This is a genomic window from Kosakonia pseudosacchari, assembly GCF_900184035.1.
In the GTDB taxonomy this organism is placed as follows: Bacteria; Pseudomonadota; Gammaproteobacteria; order Enterobacterales; family Enterobacteriaceae; genus Kosakonia; species Kosakonia pseudosacchari.
In genome coordinates this window covers 615,316-629,485 of sequence record NZ_FXWP01000009.1, presented here as the reverse complement: position 1 = coordinate 629,485, position 14,170 = coordinate 615,316, and the positions used below count along the sequence as shown (strand labels likewise).

The following is a 14,170-nucleotide window of genomic DNA, read 5'->3' as shown; positions in this document are numbered from 1 at the left end:
TTTTCCTGTCTATTCAGTTGCTGCGGGCATGGGTGTCCAGCAGTTTGCGGTCGATTTTGCCGTTAGGGTTCAGCGGCAAAGCCTCCTGGATAATGATTTGCGACGGCACCATGTACGGCGGCACCACCTGTGCAAGCGAATGTTTAATCGCCTCCGGCGCCAGATTGGTTACGCAAAACGCCGCGATACGCAGCACGCCGCCACCCGCTTTCATCAGCGGTAATACCACGGCTTCACGAATGCCGGACATTGCCAGCAGGCGGTTTTCAATCTCGTTGATTTCGATGCGGTAACCGTTGAGTTTGATCTGGCTGTCGTTGCGGCCCTGGCAGTAAATAAGCCCATCTTCGTAACCCAGGTCACCGGTCTTGTAGCCGCGCCAGCTTTCGCCATCGCGGTGCAGCAGTTTCGCCGCGTTCTCTTGTGGCAGGCCGAGATAGCCGCGCATCACGTTTTTGCCCCAAATAATCAGCTCCCCGTCGGCGGTAATCTCCATTCGGCTTTCCGGCATCATGGTGCCGACCGGCAGCAGATCGTTTTCGCTGGCGAGGATTTCGTCAGTGATTTCGACAACGGTGGTGGCGATTGTCGCTTCGGTCGGGCCGTAGGAGTTGAGAATTTTGGCCTGCGGGAAGCGGCGGCGCAGCTGTTTGACCAGCGCTTTGTTAAGTACTTCGCCGATAAATACAAACACGCTAAGCGCGGGTAAATAATCACTGTTGAATTGCGGTGAGAGCAACTTCTGGTAAGCGAAAGAGGGGGTGGAAACCCAGACTGAGACCGCGTTACTTTTCAGGCGTTCAAGCCAGTTTTCCGCGGCGATATCCTCTTTGGCATTCAGCACGATATGGCCGCCGGTCGCCAGGTTTGCCAGCAAGGGAATCAGGGAAAGGTCAAAGCTGAACACCGCGTGGTTCATCAGCACCGGGACTTCCGGCAAGGCAAAATCCTGACGCACCCACTGCATAAAGTGCCACACGCTTTCACGGCCGATCTGTACGCCTTTCGGTTTACCCGTGCTGCCAGAGGTAAACATGATATAGGCGAGATCTGGCTCCGCCAGCGGCTGGCCGGTTTCACCGGTCGGCACAAACTGCCGGATCGCGACATCGTAGTAATACGGCGCGCTGGCGAGCTGGCAAATCTCTTTCAGCCGCTCCTGTGGGTAGATGCAATCTACCGGAATGTAAGGAATATTATGCAGCAGGCAGCTATAGATGGCGACGGCGAATTCCGCCTGCTGGTGGCCGTATAACACCACGGGTGTCATGGCTTGTGGCTGACAGCGCTGATAGCGTTTGGCCCAGTCTGTCACCGCGACAGAAAGCTGTTGCCAGTTGAGTGCGTCGTCGCTGCCGCTTATCGCTAACTGATGCGGGCGGGCGGGATCGAGTAATGCCGCACGCAGGAAATCCTGCAGCGCCTGGAGGTCAGAGTGTAGGTTCATAGGGGTGACATTCCGCTAAAAATGTAAAGAGATGCCGCAGCGCTTGCCAGCGTTAACAGGCGTCCCAAAAAGAGAATGGTGGGATAGTGCAGCCAGCGGTTCAGCGTCGGGCTTCGTTTGGCTGACCACAGCAGCATGTTGTGTGCCACAGAAATAGCGCCAAACAGCGCGCCGCTAATCACATAGTGCCGTTCGAGCCCGTTCCATGCCCCCATACAAAACAGTGTGCAGAAAATACCGATATTCTGCGCCAGCGTTTTGTTCTGACGGAAAAAGTCGAGCTTCATTAAATTCATATAAATTGGCATAAACACCACATCACGCAGCCACTCTGAAAGGCTGATGTGGAAACGACGCCAGAAATCCTGCGGGTTTTTCGCCAGAATGGGCATATTAAAGTTTGCCGGAACATTCAGGCCAAACAGGCGAGCGGCACCAATAGCCATATTGCTGTAACCAGCGAAATCAAAATAGAGATAGGCGCTGTAGGCCAGCGACATCACCACACCCACACTGAATGTAAACGGGCGGTGGCTCCACTCCTGGATCACCAGGTTATCGATCAGCATGGCGAATAAAAATTTCTGCACGATGCCGGTAACAATTTGCTCTGTGGCAATGAGAAATTGCTCACGTGTGAGTGTAAATACGGGTTTATTAATATCCGTTATCCATGTCCGCCAGCGGTACATAGGGCCGGCCAGAATAATAAACGGCATAAACAGGTAACAGAAGTAGTGCAAAGCATTGTTGCCATCTTTTTTATTGCGATAGAGCAAAACATCGATGGCGCGGAAGGTCATAAAAGATAAGCCAATCATGCCCCAATGGTTATTCAGATGTAATTTCACCGCGAACAAAGGCACTAATGTTAAACTTACCGCTTGCCAGGTTTTTAACCAGCCTTTCTCTTTTAAGGTGACGAGAATATAAAAGCTGAAAAAAACCGCAACGGGAACGATATAGTCGCCCTGAAATATATATCCCCAGCCAAATGCCGCCAGCACGGAAAAAGCCGATAAATAAGTTAACCGATAGCGCAGCACGCGGTTAACCAGCGCAAACAACAACGCCGAGGAAAAGAGAAAAAAGAAAAAGGTTCCGGAGCTGTACATCATTCATTCCTCAGAACTTTTGGTATTCAAAGTGCACTTTTAAATTCATGCTTTCATCAACAGAGGACCACGCGATAACGGTGACCGCCAGTAAGAGATAAAGGAAAAACAGGCGAATAGCGTATTTCATCGTTTAAAGCTCTCAATAATAAAGCGGTCCATCGGTACCCATGCCAGATCGGTGGGATGCAGGCGATCCCAGTTCCAGCCATCCTGATAGGGCATGGAGTACATATCAAAATAGGGGATCTGGTTTTCTTTCAAAATGGCGGTGGTCTGCGTCACCGCAGGCTGCACAAGTTCAGGATTTTGCACCGCACGACGGTTTATCGCATCGATAATCACCACCACCTGAACGTGGCGCTCTTTAAGCAACGTGATCATGGCGCGAAAGGCTTTCAACTGCTCCGGCTCAACGGGCGAATCGTCCCAGACTTCTGGCTTTTCGCCGGGTTCATAAACCGTTTTGTCCATCCACAAGGTATCTGCGCTTTCCTGTCGCGCCTCGTTCAGTTCGCGGGCGTGGGCCAGTTCGTGTTCCCAGTTCGGCGTGATGTCGACAGCGGGTTGCACAGGCCAGGGCCGTGCAGGCGACGCTTCCACATCCAGCATCGCCAGCCAGTCGTTTTTAATCAGTGTGCAGAAATTCGCAAATTCGTAACTGATTTCTTGCCAGATATTATCCAGGTCCCAGCCAGAAATTTTCATTTGTTCAAAAGTTAAATGGCTGGTCTCTTTTTTATTGATATGGCGTAAGTAGTTGACCAGGAATGGGCGTGTTTGCTCATCCTGCATTAAAGGATTAAAAACCGGTGCCGGAAAATTATTCGCGAAAATAGCTGGAGGTACGCCGGTTGAATAAAAACTATCGGGTGCGAGCAGCAAAACGACTTTACTGTTTGCGTTAAGGTCATTCTTAAAGCGGGACAGCAGAAGAAAATGGGTGACGCTATCATCAAAGCTGTCGCCAAATGCGACGACATTACGATGTAAATCATTATTAAGGTAATTATATACAGCGTAAGGTTCATCTTCAGAGGTGGCGACTTCCGATGCGCCAATGAAAAAAATCGCATTCCCCTGCAGGGCATGAGAAATAGTGGCTATTTTTTCCGCCTGTTCTTTTGCCGTGCCGTCCATTGCTTTAATCAGCGGCTGGAATTTAAGCGGTGGATCAAAGCGGGTCACCAGCGGATGAATGCACAGGAACAGGACGGCAAGAAGCGCCATCAGGAAATGTAGGCAGAAAGTATTTTTGATTTTCATTATAAAATTAAAACTACGTGATCTTCATTTGTTTAAAATATGTTGTTTTTTAACGTGACAGAAGAATGGCTCTCTGTTTCCGCGACACTATATACCAGCCTTATGACAGATGATGAGCACTGCCGTGTAACGGTATGTACAGCGTGTCATTGATCACCAGAAATGTCCGAAGAGGGTAGATTAGCAGGGGGCGAAAGTATTTTTCCGTACCCGTTGCGGCTGGCTAACAGGCATACAGAATTTGCGATTTTTTGTAATGTTTAGGTAAAAAAATTTGGGTAGGCTGGCGCGGGCGGTTAAACTTCATGCGCCAATTATTTGACTACAGGAAAGAAAGGACTGTGACCAAAATCAAACTCGTGGCACTGGGCGTGCTGACCGCGTCCTGCGCTTTTGCAGCAAATGCAGAAAATACCTTTTCACTGGGCGCTGGCGTGGGCGTCCTTGAATCCCCGTATAAACAGTATGATAAGCGTGTCCTGCCGATTCCTGTTATCACCTATGAGAGTGATAATTTCTGGTTTCGCGGTTTAGGCGGCGGTTATTACCTGTGGAATGACCAGGCGGATAAACTCTCCATCACCGCGTTTTACTCTCCGTGGGAGTTCAAACCAAAAGACAGCGATAACCGTCAGCTGCGCCAGTTGGATCGCCGTAAAGGGACGATGATGGCGGGGCTTTCCTACGTCCACAATACTCCTGATTACGGTTTCCTGCGCACCACCCTTGCGGGCGATGTGCTGGATAACAGCAACGGCGTTATGTGGGACATCGGCTGGTTGTATAACTACAACAACGGTGCGCTGAGCGTCACGCCGGGCATTGGTGTTGAGTGGGCCAGCGATAACCTGAACAACTACTACTACGGTGTGTCGCGTTCCGAAGCGCGCCGCAGCGGCCTGAAGAGCTACGAACCGGATAATGGCTGGAGCCCCTATCTGGAGCTCTCGGTTAGCTATCGCCTGACGGACAGCTGGGCCGTGTACGGTGCCGGTCGTTACACCCATCTGTCGGATGAAATCAAGGACAGCCCGATGGTGGACAAATCCTGGAGCGGGCTGTTGTCCACCGGGGTGACGTACCGCTTCTGATTGTGCAGTTGAATAGTACGATCTGTGCAATAAAACAGGGCCACTGGCCCTGTTTTGCTTTACGGTGAAACGTTTAGCAGGAGGAGTATATGGCAGACAAAAAAGTCGTTTTTGCAGGCCAGGTTTCGCAGCCCGCCATTGGCCAGGGCACCTGGTACATGGGTGAAAATACGCGGCTGCGTCAGAAAGAAGTGGATGCGCTGCGCGCGGGTATCGATCTGGGATTAACGGTGATTGATACGGCGGAAATGTACGCCGATGGCGGAGCGGAAGAGGTGGTCGGCGAAGCCTTACAGGGCGGTTTGCGTGATAAGGTATTTCTGGTATCCAAAGTGTATCCGTGGAATGCCGGTGGCAAGAAAGCCATTGCTGCCTGCGAAGCCAGCCTGCGGCGTCTGAAAACAGAGGTTCTCGATCTCTATCTGCTGCACTGGCGCGGTAACTACTCCCTCGCTGAAACCGTCGAGGTGATGGAAACGCTGATCGCGCAGGGCAAAATACGCCGCTGGGGCGTTTCAAATCTGGATTACAGTGATATGCAGGAGCTGATGCGCGTGCGCGGCGGTGATGCCTGTGCGGCAAATCAGGTGTTGTATCATCTTGGTTCGCGCGGCATTGAATATGATCTGCTGCCGTGGTGTCAGCAACAGGCAATGCCCGTAATGGCGTATTGTCCGCTGGCTCAGGCTGGCCGTCTGCGCGATGGTTTACTGGAAAACAGTACGGTGCGCGAGATTGCCGCGGTACATGGTGTGAGCGCTGCGCAAATTTTACTGGCATGGGTGATTAGCCATCAGGGCGTGATAGCCATTCCTAAAGCGTCCAGCGTGGCGCATGTGCAGGAAAATGCGGCGGCATTGAATATTACGTTAAGCCACGATGAGTTAGCGCGGCTGGATAACGCTTTCCCGGCTCCGGGCCGTAAAACGCCGCTCGACGTGGTGTAACAGAAATAATAACCCTCTCCTGTCAGGAGAGGGTTGGCAGGATCAGCGTTTAACGACGCGGATAGTCTGCGCCAGGCGGGAAGGCTTCTCTTCTGTGGTTTTCTGCGGCACGGTCGCGTTAACCGATTCCACGCAGACAAATGTTTTGTACCCGTCATCCGGCATGTCAGCCATGCTGACGGAGAGCGCCGGGCCGGGGTTCCACGCCACAACATTCGCGTTATGGCTGTGGATGACTTCAATGGTGCGGTTAAGCGCGCTGTCGTGGATCAGGCTGCAGGCTTCAGCATTCAGATAGACGCGGTCGGTACGATCCGGGAATGTTTGCACACCGTCGGCCAGCACATCTTCTTTCGCATCGTTCACTTTGTCGATGAAACGATCGCCAAGACCACTCACTTTTACCGCCGCGATATCACCGACGTTGAAATAGGTGTGCAGCGCCGAGGTGGTTTCAAACTCACCGTGGGCTTCCAGCTCCATTTCGCAGGTCGCGCCCAGTTTGTAACGGGCATACACCGTAAAGTCGTGCGGCCAGAATTTACGCGAGGCATCGCTGCTCTGCAGTTCAAAAGTCAGCACGACGCCGCTGGCGTCTTCGTTATGCGCTTTCAGCGCCCACGGCAGATTGCGCGCAAAACCATGCGCTGGCAGGCCTTGTTGTTTTGCCGGGCCGAACCACGGCCAGCAAACCGGCACGCCGCCGCGCAGTGCGACACCATTTTTAAACGGCGTGTTGCCGCTCAGCCACAGGACTTCTTTTTCACCCTGCGGTTTCCAGGAGAGCAGATGTGCGCCCTGTAAGGCGAATGAACCTTTAACCTGCGGATGGTCGACGACGATGACGTCCAGCTCGTCCATTTTGCGCAGGGAGAGAGTAGGGGTAATTTGTTCGACTACCGGAAGTGCAAAAATTTTATTAATCATTAACGCAATCCTCTGTCTTCAAAACAAAAAAAGAGCGACCGAAGTCGCTCTTTCAGATCAGGTTCTCATCTCAACTTATTTGGAGATGTGAGCGATCAGATCCAGAACTTTGTTGGAATAACCGGTTTCGTTGTCGTACCAGGAAACCAGTTTCACGAAGTTGTCGTTCAGGGCGATACCGGCTTTAGCATCGAACACGGAAGTGCAAACTTCACCGTTGAAATCGGTAGAAACTACGTCGTCTTCGGTGTAACCCAGAACGCCTTTCATCGGGCCTTCAGAAGCGGCTTTGATGGCTTTCTTGATTTCTTCGTAGGACGCTGCTTTTTCCAGACGAACGGTCAGGTCAACAACAGATACGTTCGGAGTCGGAACGCGGAACGCCATACCAGTCAGTTTGCCGTTCAGTTCCGGCAGTACTTTACCTACAGCTTTAGCAGCACCGGTAGAGGACGGGATGATGTTCTGGGATGCGCCGCGGCCGCCACGCCAGTCTTTGTGAGACGGGCCATCAACGGTTTTCTGCGTTGCGGTGGTCGCGTGAACAGTGGTCATCAGACCTTCGATGATGCCGAAGTTGTCGTTGATAACTTTTGCCAGCGGAGCCAGGCAGTTAGTGGTGCAGGAAGCGTTGGAAACGATGTCCTGGCCGGCATATTTGTCGAAGTTAGCGCCACGTACGAACATCGGGGTGTTGTCTTTGGACGGGCCAGTCAGAACAACTTTTTTCGCGCCAGCGGTGATGTGTTTACGCGCGGTTTCGTCGGTCAGGAAGATACCGGTAGCTTCAGCAACGACGTCAACGCCGATTTCGTTCCATTTCAGGTTAGCCGGGTCTTTCTCAGCAGTAACACGGATGGTTTTGCCGTTAACAACCAGGTGGCCGTCTTTCACTTCTACGGTACCGTTGAAACGACCGTGAGTGGAGTCATACTTCAGCATGTACGCCATGTATTCAGCGTCCAACAGATCGTTGATACCAACGATTTCGATGTCAGAACGTTCCTGAGCAGCACGGAAAACAATGCGACCGATACGGCCAAAACCGTTGATACCTACTTTGATAGTCATATATTCCACCAGCTATTTGTTAGTGAATAAAAGGTTGGCTGTAAAATTACAAAAACCTTACGCAGCGTCAAGCGGAATCGTGTCAATCATTGCGACAAATCAATCCTCCGCATAACCTTTGTTCGACTGACTCGCCTCACTCTTCCTTTGAGCATGCTCCCCATATAGGGGCGCCGCCCGGAATTTTAAAGGTCGGACAGGATAAAAATGTGAGATTAATCACAATTCACCGGCTGCTTTACCGCAACAAATAAGTTTAGAACAAAAGTTAACGCCGCAGTGTTAATGTTTTGTTAGAATCAGGCTGAAAAGTTGTCGAGTTTTTACCGTGAGGCGTGAGCAAATGGCGCATAATTCTTCTGAAGACGACCTGAAAAAAACACTGACTGAAATGCAGTTTTACGTGACGCAGAACCACGGCACTGAGCCGCCGTTCACCGGGCGTTTTCTGCATAACAAACGCGACGGGGTTTATCACTGTCTGGTGTGTGACGCCGCGCTGTTCAATTCACAAACGAAATATGATTCTGGCTGCGGCTGGCCAAGTTTCTTTGAGCCGGTGAGCGAAGACGCTATCCGCTATATCAACGATTATTCCCATGGCATGCAGCGTGTGGAAATCCGCTGTGGAAAATGTGATGCGCACCTGGGACACGTCTTTCCGGATGGTCCGCAACCGACCGGCGAACGCTATTGCGTCAACTCTGCTTCCCTGAGTTTTACGGATGACGAAAACGGCGAACGATCTCAGGGTTGAAAAAACGATTCAGCAATTATTCCACGGAGTTTTCAAGATGAATCTTGATCAAATCGTTAACAGCATGACGCCGGAGATTTACCTGCGCCTGGTAACGGCCGTTGAGTTAGGTAAATGGCCGGATGGCGTTGCGCTGACAGCAGAGCAAAAAGAGAACAGCCTGCAACTGGTGATGCTGTGGCAGGCGCGCAATAACACGCAGGCGCAGCACATGACCATTGACACCAACGGCCAGATGGTGATGAAAAGTAAGCAGCAATTAAAAGAGGATTTTGGCATTTCGCCAAAGCCGATCGCGACATTTAAATCGTAAGTCGCCATGCCGGAGGCGCAACGCCATCCGGCAGGGGCATCATCAGGCGTGCGTTTCCTGCCAGTCCGCGAGCGTATAGAGCGTCGCGCCAGCCGCTGACATCTCCATAAACGCCTGCGTGCTGTCCTGCGGATTCAGGTTCACGCCACGGCAACCATCGGTAATGACATTCACCTCGTATCCAAGTTGTAGCGCATCCAGCACGGTAAATTTCACGCAGTAATCGGTGGCTAAACCGAGAATTACCAGTTCGCGGATGCCGTGCTGCTGCAACCATTTGTGCAGGGCGGTTTCCTGACGATGGCCGTTATCGAAAAACGCGCTGTAACTGTCAATCAGCGGGTTTTCCCCTTTGTAAAACACCGCGTCAATGGCTTTCTGGTTTAGCAACGGATGTAGCGCCGCGCCCTCGCTGTTTTGTACACAGTGATCGGGCCAAAACGTTTGGGCTAACCCCGCCAGTTCGCCAGTCGTGAACGGCGCGACGTGGTGCTGACTGGCGAAACTACTATGTCCGGCCGGGTGCCAGTCCTGGCTTGCCACGATGGAATTGCCGCGTGTTTTACACCACGTAATCATGGCGTTAGCAACATCAACTGTGCTGTCACCTTCCGCCACAGCCAGCGCGCCGCCAGCGCAGAAATCATTCTGAATATCGACCAGCAGCAGTGCGCGTTGCATCATACCAGCCTCCTCATTCATCCGGCGTCAGTTCACCGCGCAGGTTTTGTGTCATGGCGGTGCGAATGGAATCAGCGTCCAGATCCTGGCTTAACAGGTAGTGAAGTTTTGTCAGCGTCGCTTCCACGGTCATGTCTGCGCCGCCAATCACGCCAGCGTGGGCAAGGGCATTGCCGGTGGCGTAGCCACCCATGTTGACTTTGCCGGACATACATTGTGTCAGGTTGACGACCACAATGCCGCGCGCGCTGGCTTCCTGTAACTCTTTCAGAAACTCACCGTTTTGCGGCGCATTACCCACGCCGTAAGAACGCAGTATCAGCGCTTTTACCGGCTGGCGCAGGAAGTTGCGCACCACATCGGCGGAAATGCCGGGATAAATCGTCACCACGCCAATCGGCTGCGGAGTGATCGGGTGGACAACCAGCTCTCCCGTGGTATGCGGCGCGGGCGGCGTGCCCAGACGGCGAATATGGATACCCGCTTCGAGTAGTGGTGCAAGGTTAGGCGAAGCGAACGCGTCGAAACCATCGGCATGCGCCTTGGTGGTACGGTTGCCACGATACAGACGGTTATTGAAGAACAGCGTCACTTCGTTAATCGGGAAATTTGCCGCCACATATAAGGCATTCAGCAGGTTGATCTGCCCGTCAGAACGCAGTTCGGCGAGAGGAATTTGTGACCCTGTCACAATTACCGGTTTGCCTAAGTTTTCCAGCATAAACGACAGCGCCGACGCGGTGTAAGCCATCGTGTCTGTTCCGTGCAGAATGACAAAACCATCGTAATCGTCATAGTGAGCTTTTACATCATCTGCAATATGTTGCCAGTCTTCCGGCGTCATATCGGACGAATCCATCAGCGGCTCATATTCATGGATGGTGAAATCGGGCATTTCCGGGCGATGAAACTCCGGCATCAGCGCCAGTTGACGTTGCAGGTGACCGGAAACCGGCACATAGCCGTGTTCTGAGCGTTGCATACCGATAGTACCGCCCGTGTAGGCAACGTAAATGGATTTTTTTTGCATAGTTATATTCTGGCTTCATCAAAAAAATCCCCTCCGGTGGAGGGGACGAGGTCAGGTGATTTTAGCGGATATTGGCGCAGTTCAGACAGAGTGCATAACGATTTTGTGGATCGTTAAACACCGCCAGTTTGTCGGTTTCAGCTTTCATCTCCAGCGCAGCGCTTGCCAGCGGCGCGGGCAGATAGGCCTGCAGTGCTTTTGGCAGCATGGCGCTTACCGAACCGGACATGCTATCCATTACCCGATCAAAGAAACTCGGCTCTTCCTCGTAGTAATCGATATGCCACTGTTTCAGTTTCGCAAGCTCAGCCGCTTTCGCCAGCGCGTCGTCGAAATCGCCCAACGCATCGACCAGACCGTTGTTTTTCGCATCCAGGCCTGTCCAGACGTGGCCCTGCGCGATTTTATCGACCTGCTCAGGTGTGCTGTTGCGCGACTGCGCCACCAGCGTGATAAAGCGTTTGTAGCCATTTTCAATGCTCAACTGCATCATCTGCGAAACTTCGTCCGGCAACGCTTTGGTCATGCTGACATCTGCCAGCGGCGAGGTTGCTACGCCATCAGTATGCACACCGATGCTGTCGAGGCTGTTTTCCAGCGTGTTAATAACCCCGAAGATACCAATCGACCCGGTCAGCGTGCTGGCACTGGCGACAATGTAGTTCGCCGGTGTCGAGATCCAGTAACCGCCGGAGGCCGCCATGCCGCCCATTGAAACCACTACCGGCTTACCTGCCGCGCGGGCAGCCGCCAGTTCTGAGCGGATAACTTCCGATGCGCTAACGCTGCCGCCAGGGCTGTTAACACGCAGCACAATGGCTTTCACTTTCGGATCCAGGCGTGCGTCGCGGATCTGCGCGGCCGTCGTATCGCCGCCGACGTTCCCCGGCGTCTCTTCACCGTCCATGATCGCGCCGTTAGCGAAAATCACTGCCACGGTATCGCCCACATCGCTTGGTTTTTTCGCCTGGTAATCGTACATGCTGACCGCGCGGAAGTTCTTATCCTCCGTGCTCCAGCCAAACTGTTTAACCATCGCTTTTTCCGCATCGGTGGCGGAACCCAGCTCATCAACCAGCTTGTTATCCAGCGCGTATTTCGCTGTGTCGCCATCCACTTTACGCAGACCATCCAGCATCGCTTGTGCGCCAGGGAAGACCTGCTGCGCGGTGATTTGGCGGTTAGCGGCAACGGTGTTGAGGTAGTTCTGCCACAACTCGTTAATCCAGCGGCTATCCGCGTCACGTGCTGCCGGGGACATATCGTCGCGAATAAACGGCTCAACGGCGGATTTATAGGTCCCGACGCGGAATACATGGGTGGTGACTTTTAGCTTATCAAGCAGCGATTTGTAGTAGAGACCGTTGGTGGCAAAGCCGTGCAGATCAACCACGCCCTGCGGCGACAGCCAGATCTTATTGGCGAAGCTGGCAAGGTAATACTGGCCCTGACTGTAGTTATCGCCCACGGCATAAACCGGCTTGCCGCTGTCGCGGAACTCACGCAGCGCTTTGCCGATATACTGCATCGACGATTGATCGGCGCCGGCAAAATTTTTCAGATCCATCACAATCCCGGTGATATTCCGGTCATGCTGTGCCTGGCGAATGGTGTCGACGATGTCAAAGAGCGAGTTTTCCTGAAGACGATCCGAACTGGCACCAAACAACTGGCGACCCAGCGCGCCAAGGCGGCTACTGGCAGAGGTTTTGTCCACCACCACGCCCGAAATATCCAGCAGCAATGCGCCCCGGCCGTTGCTGCTGGTTTTGCTATCGCTCATTTGCATCCACACGCCTGCGACAACCAGCACCAACAAAATAAAGAAAAGATTCAGCACCAGCTTGCGGATAAAATTCAGCAATCGCCAGCTCCACTTGAAAAAACCGGCAATAATTCGCCAAAGGGTTCGCATGTATTCTCCCTGGTAGTTAACGACCACCGCTGCCCGAGCGGCAAAGTGTGGTTATCCTAATTACCCCGCCGCCAGTTGTCAGCAGGAATCGCCTCCGGCGCTGTAACAATTTCTACGCTCGTGTTAATTTTGTGAACAAATTTCAATACGGGAGTTTAACTAATGGACGCACTTGAGCTGCTCGTCAATCGTCGTAGCGCATCCCGGCTGGCAGAACCGGCCCCGGCAGGTGAACAACTGGATAACATTTTACATGCGGGGATGCGCGCGCCGGATCACGGTACGCTTCAGCCCTGGCATTTTTTTGTCATCGAAGGGGAAGGGCGCGAACGTTTCAGTCAGACGCTGGAGCAGGCCGCGATTGCTGCAGGCCAGGATGAAAAAGGTATCGAAAAAGCGCGTACATCGCCTTTTCGTGCGCCGTTGATCATCTCGGTGGTGGCGAAATGCGAAGTTCACCACAAAGTCCCGCAGTGGGAACAGTTGCTTTCTGCCGGCTGCGCGGTTATGGCAATGCAGATGGCGGCACTGGCGCAGGGGTTTAACGGCATCTGGCGCACCGGCCCGCTGACCGACAGCCCGGTGGTTCGCCAGGCGTTTGCCTGCCGCGAACAGGATAAAATCGTCGGTTTTCTGTATCTCGGCACACCGCAACTGAAAGCCTCGACCACGGTCACCGTACCGGATACCACGCCGTTCGTGACACGTTTCTAAGCGTCACCTGCTATCTGACGGCTGCGACAACTCTGCCGCAGCCGCTTTCTGTTAAAGCCCAGTCCGCTTTCGCCGATAAAAACGCGAAGGGATCAGCGTGAAAGTCCGCCCGTCAGGGCGCGCAATTTATTTATGCTGGGCGGCAAACTCGTCTTTGGCTTTCTGCAACTGTTGCTGGAACGCCGGATTGGTATGCAAAGTGGCAACGACAGCGGAGCCGACAATGCGCGCGGCGTCCACATCACTTTGCCAGTGGTAGCCACAGATCACCCGGCTTTGCCCCAGGTCATATCCGCGTTTGAGGATCTGATCCTGGCGCTGTGGGTTAATCTCAGCCAGCACCAGTGCGGTCGCCCAGCCGATAGAGGTGTGACCGGACGGATATGAGCCGTTTTTCGCCAGCGAATCCTGCTCTTTGGTGTTGCAGGTTGGCACGCCATAAAAAGCAAACGGGCGGATACGCATATATTTTTGCTTCGCGCCGCGCGTGGCAAGATCGCCCGCATCTTCGATCATATTGGTCAACAGCTTATGCAGCTGCGGGGAGTCTTTCTCGGTGATCGGTGAGCCAAATGCGCTGGAGAAGGCGTTTGCCACGCCGCCGCTGCTCAGGTTTGCGTCTTCCGCTGCCTGTTTGCCGCGCTCGGTGTTACGCAGTAAGCGGCCCTGCTCGTACATTGCCTGATCGTTTAAAAACGCGATGCTACCGACTTCCGGCGGCGGTGGTAACAGCGCCAGGCTATCAATGGCCTGCGCATTTTTCAGGTAATAAAGATCAGGTTTGGTGGTGGCGTCATTCCCGGATGGAACCAGAGCAAAAGCGCTGGTAGAGAGCAAACTAGCAAGACAAAACGCGATGATATTTTTTTTCATGAGCGGTTCCTTTATGTAAAAAA

Annotated in this window: 14 protein-coding genes; 5 read left to right on the top strand and 9 right to left on the bottom strand. The window is 53.0% G+C overall.

Annotated elements, in window-relative coordinates:
- Window positions 1-13: 13 nt before the first annotated feature.
- From BN2591_RS04950 to BN2591_RS04940, 3 genes are all read right to left on the bottom strand, one after another.
- The gene (locus BN2591_RS04950; protein ID WP_086869515.1) at window positions 14-1,447 is read right to left on the bottom strand and encodes an AMP-binding protein; all 1,434 of its coding nucleotides are present in this window, start codon (window positions 1,445-1,447) and stop codon (window positions 14-16) included.
- Window positions 1,444-2,562: an MBOAT family O-acyltransferase gene (locus BN2591_RS04945; RefSeq protein WP_086869513.1), complete on the bottom strand. Its 1,119-nt coding sequence runs from the start codon at window positions 2,560-2,562 to the stop codon at window positions 1,444-1,446. The genes BN2591_RS04950 and BN2591_RS04945 overlap by 4 nt, the downstream gene beginning before the upstream one ends.
- A gap of 126 nt (window positions 2,563-2,688) precedes the next feature.
- Window positions 2,689-3,828, bottom strand: coding sequence for a D-alanyl-lipoteichoic acid biosynthesis protein DltD (locus tag BN2591_RS04940; protein ID WP_086869511.1), 1,140 nt, complete (start codon window positions 3,826-3,828; stop codon window positions 2,689-2,691).
- A 341-nt stretch (window positions 3,829-4,169) separates the two neighbouring features.
- Here BN2591_RS04940 and BN2591_RS04935 point away from each other — a divergent pair, with 341 nt between their 5' ends.
- The gene (locus tag BN2591_RS04935; RefSeq protein ID WP_086869509.1) at window positions 4,170-4,919 is read left to right on the top strand and encodes a MipA/OmpV family protein; all 750 of its coding nucleotides are present in this window, start codon (window positions 4,170-4,172) and stop codon (window positions 4,917-4,919) included.
- Between the two features lie 89 nt (window positions 4,920-5,008).
- Window positions 5,009-5,866: an aldo/keto reductase gene (locus BN2591_RS04930; RefSeq protein ID WP_086869507.1), complete on the top strand. Its 858-nt coding sequence runs from the start codon at window positions 5,009-5,011 to the stop codon at window positions 5,864-5,866.
- A 42-nt stretch (window positions 5,867-5,908) separates the two neighbouring features.
- Here BN2591_RS04930 and BN2591_RS04925 read toward each other — a convergent pair whose 3' ends face one another.
- A complete protein-coding gene (locus tag BN2591_RS04925) occupies window positions 5,909-6,793 on the bottom strand; it encodes a D-hexose-6-phosphate mutarotase (RefSeq protein ID WP_086869505.1) in 885 nt (294 codons plus the stop codon).
- A gap of 75 nt (window positions 6,794-6,868) precedes the next feature.
- Complete coding sequence (gene gapA, locus BN2591_RS04920) at window positions 6,869-7,864, bottom strand: glyceraldehyde-3-phosphate dehydrogenase (RefSeq protein ID WP_017456513.1); 996 nt, start codon at window positions 7,862-7,864, stop codon at window positions 6,869-6,871.
- 343 nt (window positions 7,865-8,207) lie between these two features.
- On the opposite strand from gapA, the gene msrB reads away from it, so the two are divergent.
- Together msrB and BN2591_RS04910 are read left to right on the top strand one after the other, a co-directional pair.
- Window positions 8,208-8,621: a peptide-methionine (R)-S-oxide reductase MsrB gene (gene msrB / locus BN2591_RS04915; protein WP_020454026.1), complete on the top strand. Its 414-nt coding sequence runs from the start codon at window positions 8,208-8,210 to the stop codon at window positions 8,619-8,621.
- 37 nt (window positions 8,622-8,658) lie between these two features.
- On the top strand, window positions 8,659-8,934 hold the full coding sequence (locus BN2591_RS04910) for a YeaC family protein (RefSeq protein ID WP_086869503.1): 276 nt from the start codon (window positions 8,659-8,661) through the stop codon (window positions 8,932-8,934).
- Between the two features lie 42 nt (window positions 8,935-8,976).
- On the opposite strand, the gene pncA is transcribed toward BN2591_RS04910, so the two are convergent.
- The 3 genes from pncA to sppA form a co-directional block, all read right to left on the bottom strand.
- Window positions 8,977-9,618, bottom strand: coding sequence for a bifunctional nicotinamidase/pyrazinamidase (pncA, locus tag BN2591_RS04905; RefSeq protein ID WP_086869501.1), 642 nt, complete (start codon window positions 9,616-9,618; stop codon window positions 8,977-8,979).
- Window positions 9,619-9,628: 10 nt separating this feature from the next.
- Window positions 9,629-10,645, bottom strand: a complete 1,017-nt coding sequence (gene ansA / locus BN2591_RS04900; protein WP_086869499.1) for an asparaginase — start codon at window positions 10,643-10,645, stop codon at window positions 9,629-9,631.
- A 61-nt stretch (window positions 10,646-10,706) separates the two neighbouring features.
- Window positions 10,707-12,560, bottom strand: coding sequence for a signal peptide peptidase SppA (sppA, locus tag BN2591_RS04895; RefSeq protein ID WP_086869497.1), 1,854 nt, complete (start codon window positions 12,558-12,560; stop codon window positions 10,707-10,709).
- 162 nt (window positions 12,561-12,722) lie between these two features.
- Here sppA and BN2591_RS04890 point away from each other — a divergent pair, with 162 nt between their 5' ends.
- Window positions 12,723-13,274 carry an NAD(P)H nitroreductase gene (locus tag BN2591_RS04890; protein ID WP_086869495.1) on the top strand — a complete coding sequence of 184 codons (552 nt, stop codon included), beginning with the start codon at window positions 12,723-12,725 and terminating at the stop codon, window positions 13,272-13,274.
- 126 nt (window positions 13,275-13,400) lie between these two features.
- Here the strand turns inward: BN2591_RS04890 and phoC are convergent, their stop codons facing one another.
- A complete protein-coding gene (phoC, locus tag BN2591_RS04885; RefSeq protein ID WP_086869493.1) occupies window positions 13,401-14,147 on the bottom strand; it encodes an acid phosphatase PhoC in 747 nt (248 codons plus the stop codon).
- Window positions 14,148-14,170 lie beyond the last annotated feature (23 nt).

Bases quoted from the DNA above. Each gene is read 5' to 3' on its own strand.
- BN2591_RS04950 (WP_086869515.1), bottom strand. From the start codon at position 1,447: ATGAACCTACACTCTGACCTCCAGGCGCTGCAGGATTTCCTGCGTGCG.
- BN2591_RS04945 (WP_086869513.1), bottom strand. From the start codon at position 2,562: ATGTACAGCTCCGGAACCTTTTTCTTTTTTCTCTTTTCCTCGGCGTTG.
- BN2591_RS04940 (WP_086869511.1), bottom strand. From the start codon at position 3,828: ATGAAAATCAAAAATACTTTCTGCCTACATTTCCTGATGGCGCTTCTT.
- BN2591_RS04930 (WP_086869507.1), top strand. From the start codon at position 5,009: ATGGCAGACAAAAAAGTCGTTTTTGCAGGCCAGGTTTCGCAGCCCGCC.
- BN2591_RS04925 (WP_086869505.1), bottom strand. From the start codon at position 6,793: ATGATTAATAAAATTTTTGCACTTCCGGTAGTCGAACAAATTACCCCT.
- gapA (WP_017456513.1), bottom strand. From the start codon at position 7,864: ATGACTATCAAAGTAGGTATCAACGGTTTTGGCCGTATCGGTCGCATT.
- msrB (WP_020454026.1), top strand. From the start codon at position 8,208: ATGGCGCATAATTCTTCTGAAGACGACCTGAAAAAAACACTGACTGAA.
- BN2591_RS04910 (WP_086869503.1), top strand. From the start codon at position 8,659: ATGAATCTTGATCAAATCGTTAACAGCATGACGCCGGAGATTTACCTG.
- pncA (WP_086869501.1), bottom strand. From the start codon at position 9,618: ATGATGCAACGCGCACTGCTGCTGGTCGATATTCAGAATGATTTCTGC.
- ansA (WP_086869499.1), bottom strand. From the start codon at position 10,645: ATGCAAAAAAAATCCATTTACGTTGCCTACACGGGCGGTACTATCGGT.
- sppA (WP_086869497.1), bottom strand. From the start codon at position 12,560: ATGCGAACCCTTTGGCGAATTATTGCCGGTTTTTTCAAGTGGAGCTGG.
- BN2591_RS04890 (WP_086869495.1), top strand. From the start codon at position 12,723: ATGGACGCACTTGAGCTGCTCGTCAATCGTCGTAGCGCATCCCGGCTG.
- phoC (WP_086869493.1), bottom strand. From the start codon at position 14,147: ATGAAAAAAAATATCATCGCGTTTTGTCTTGCTAGTTTGCTCTCTACC.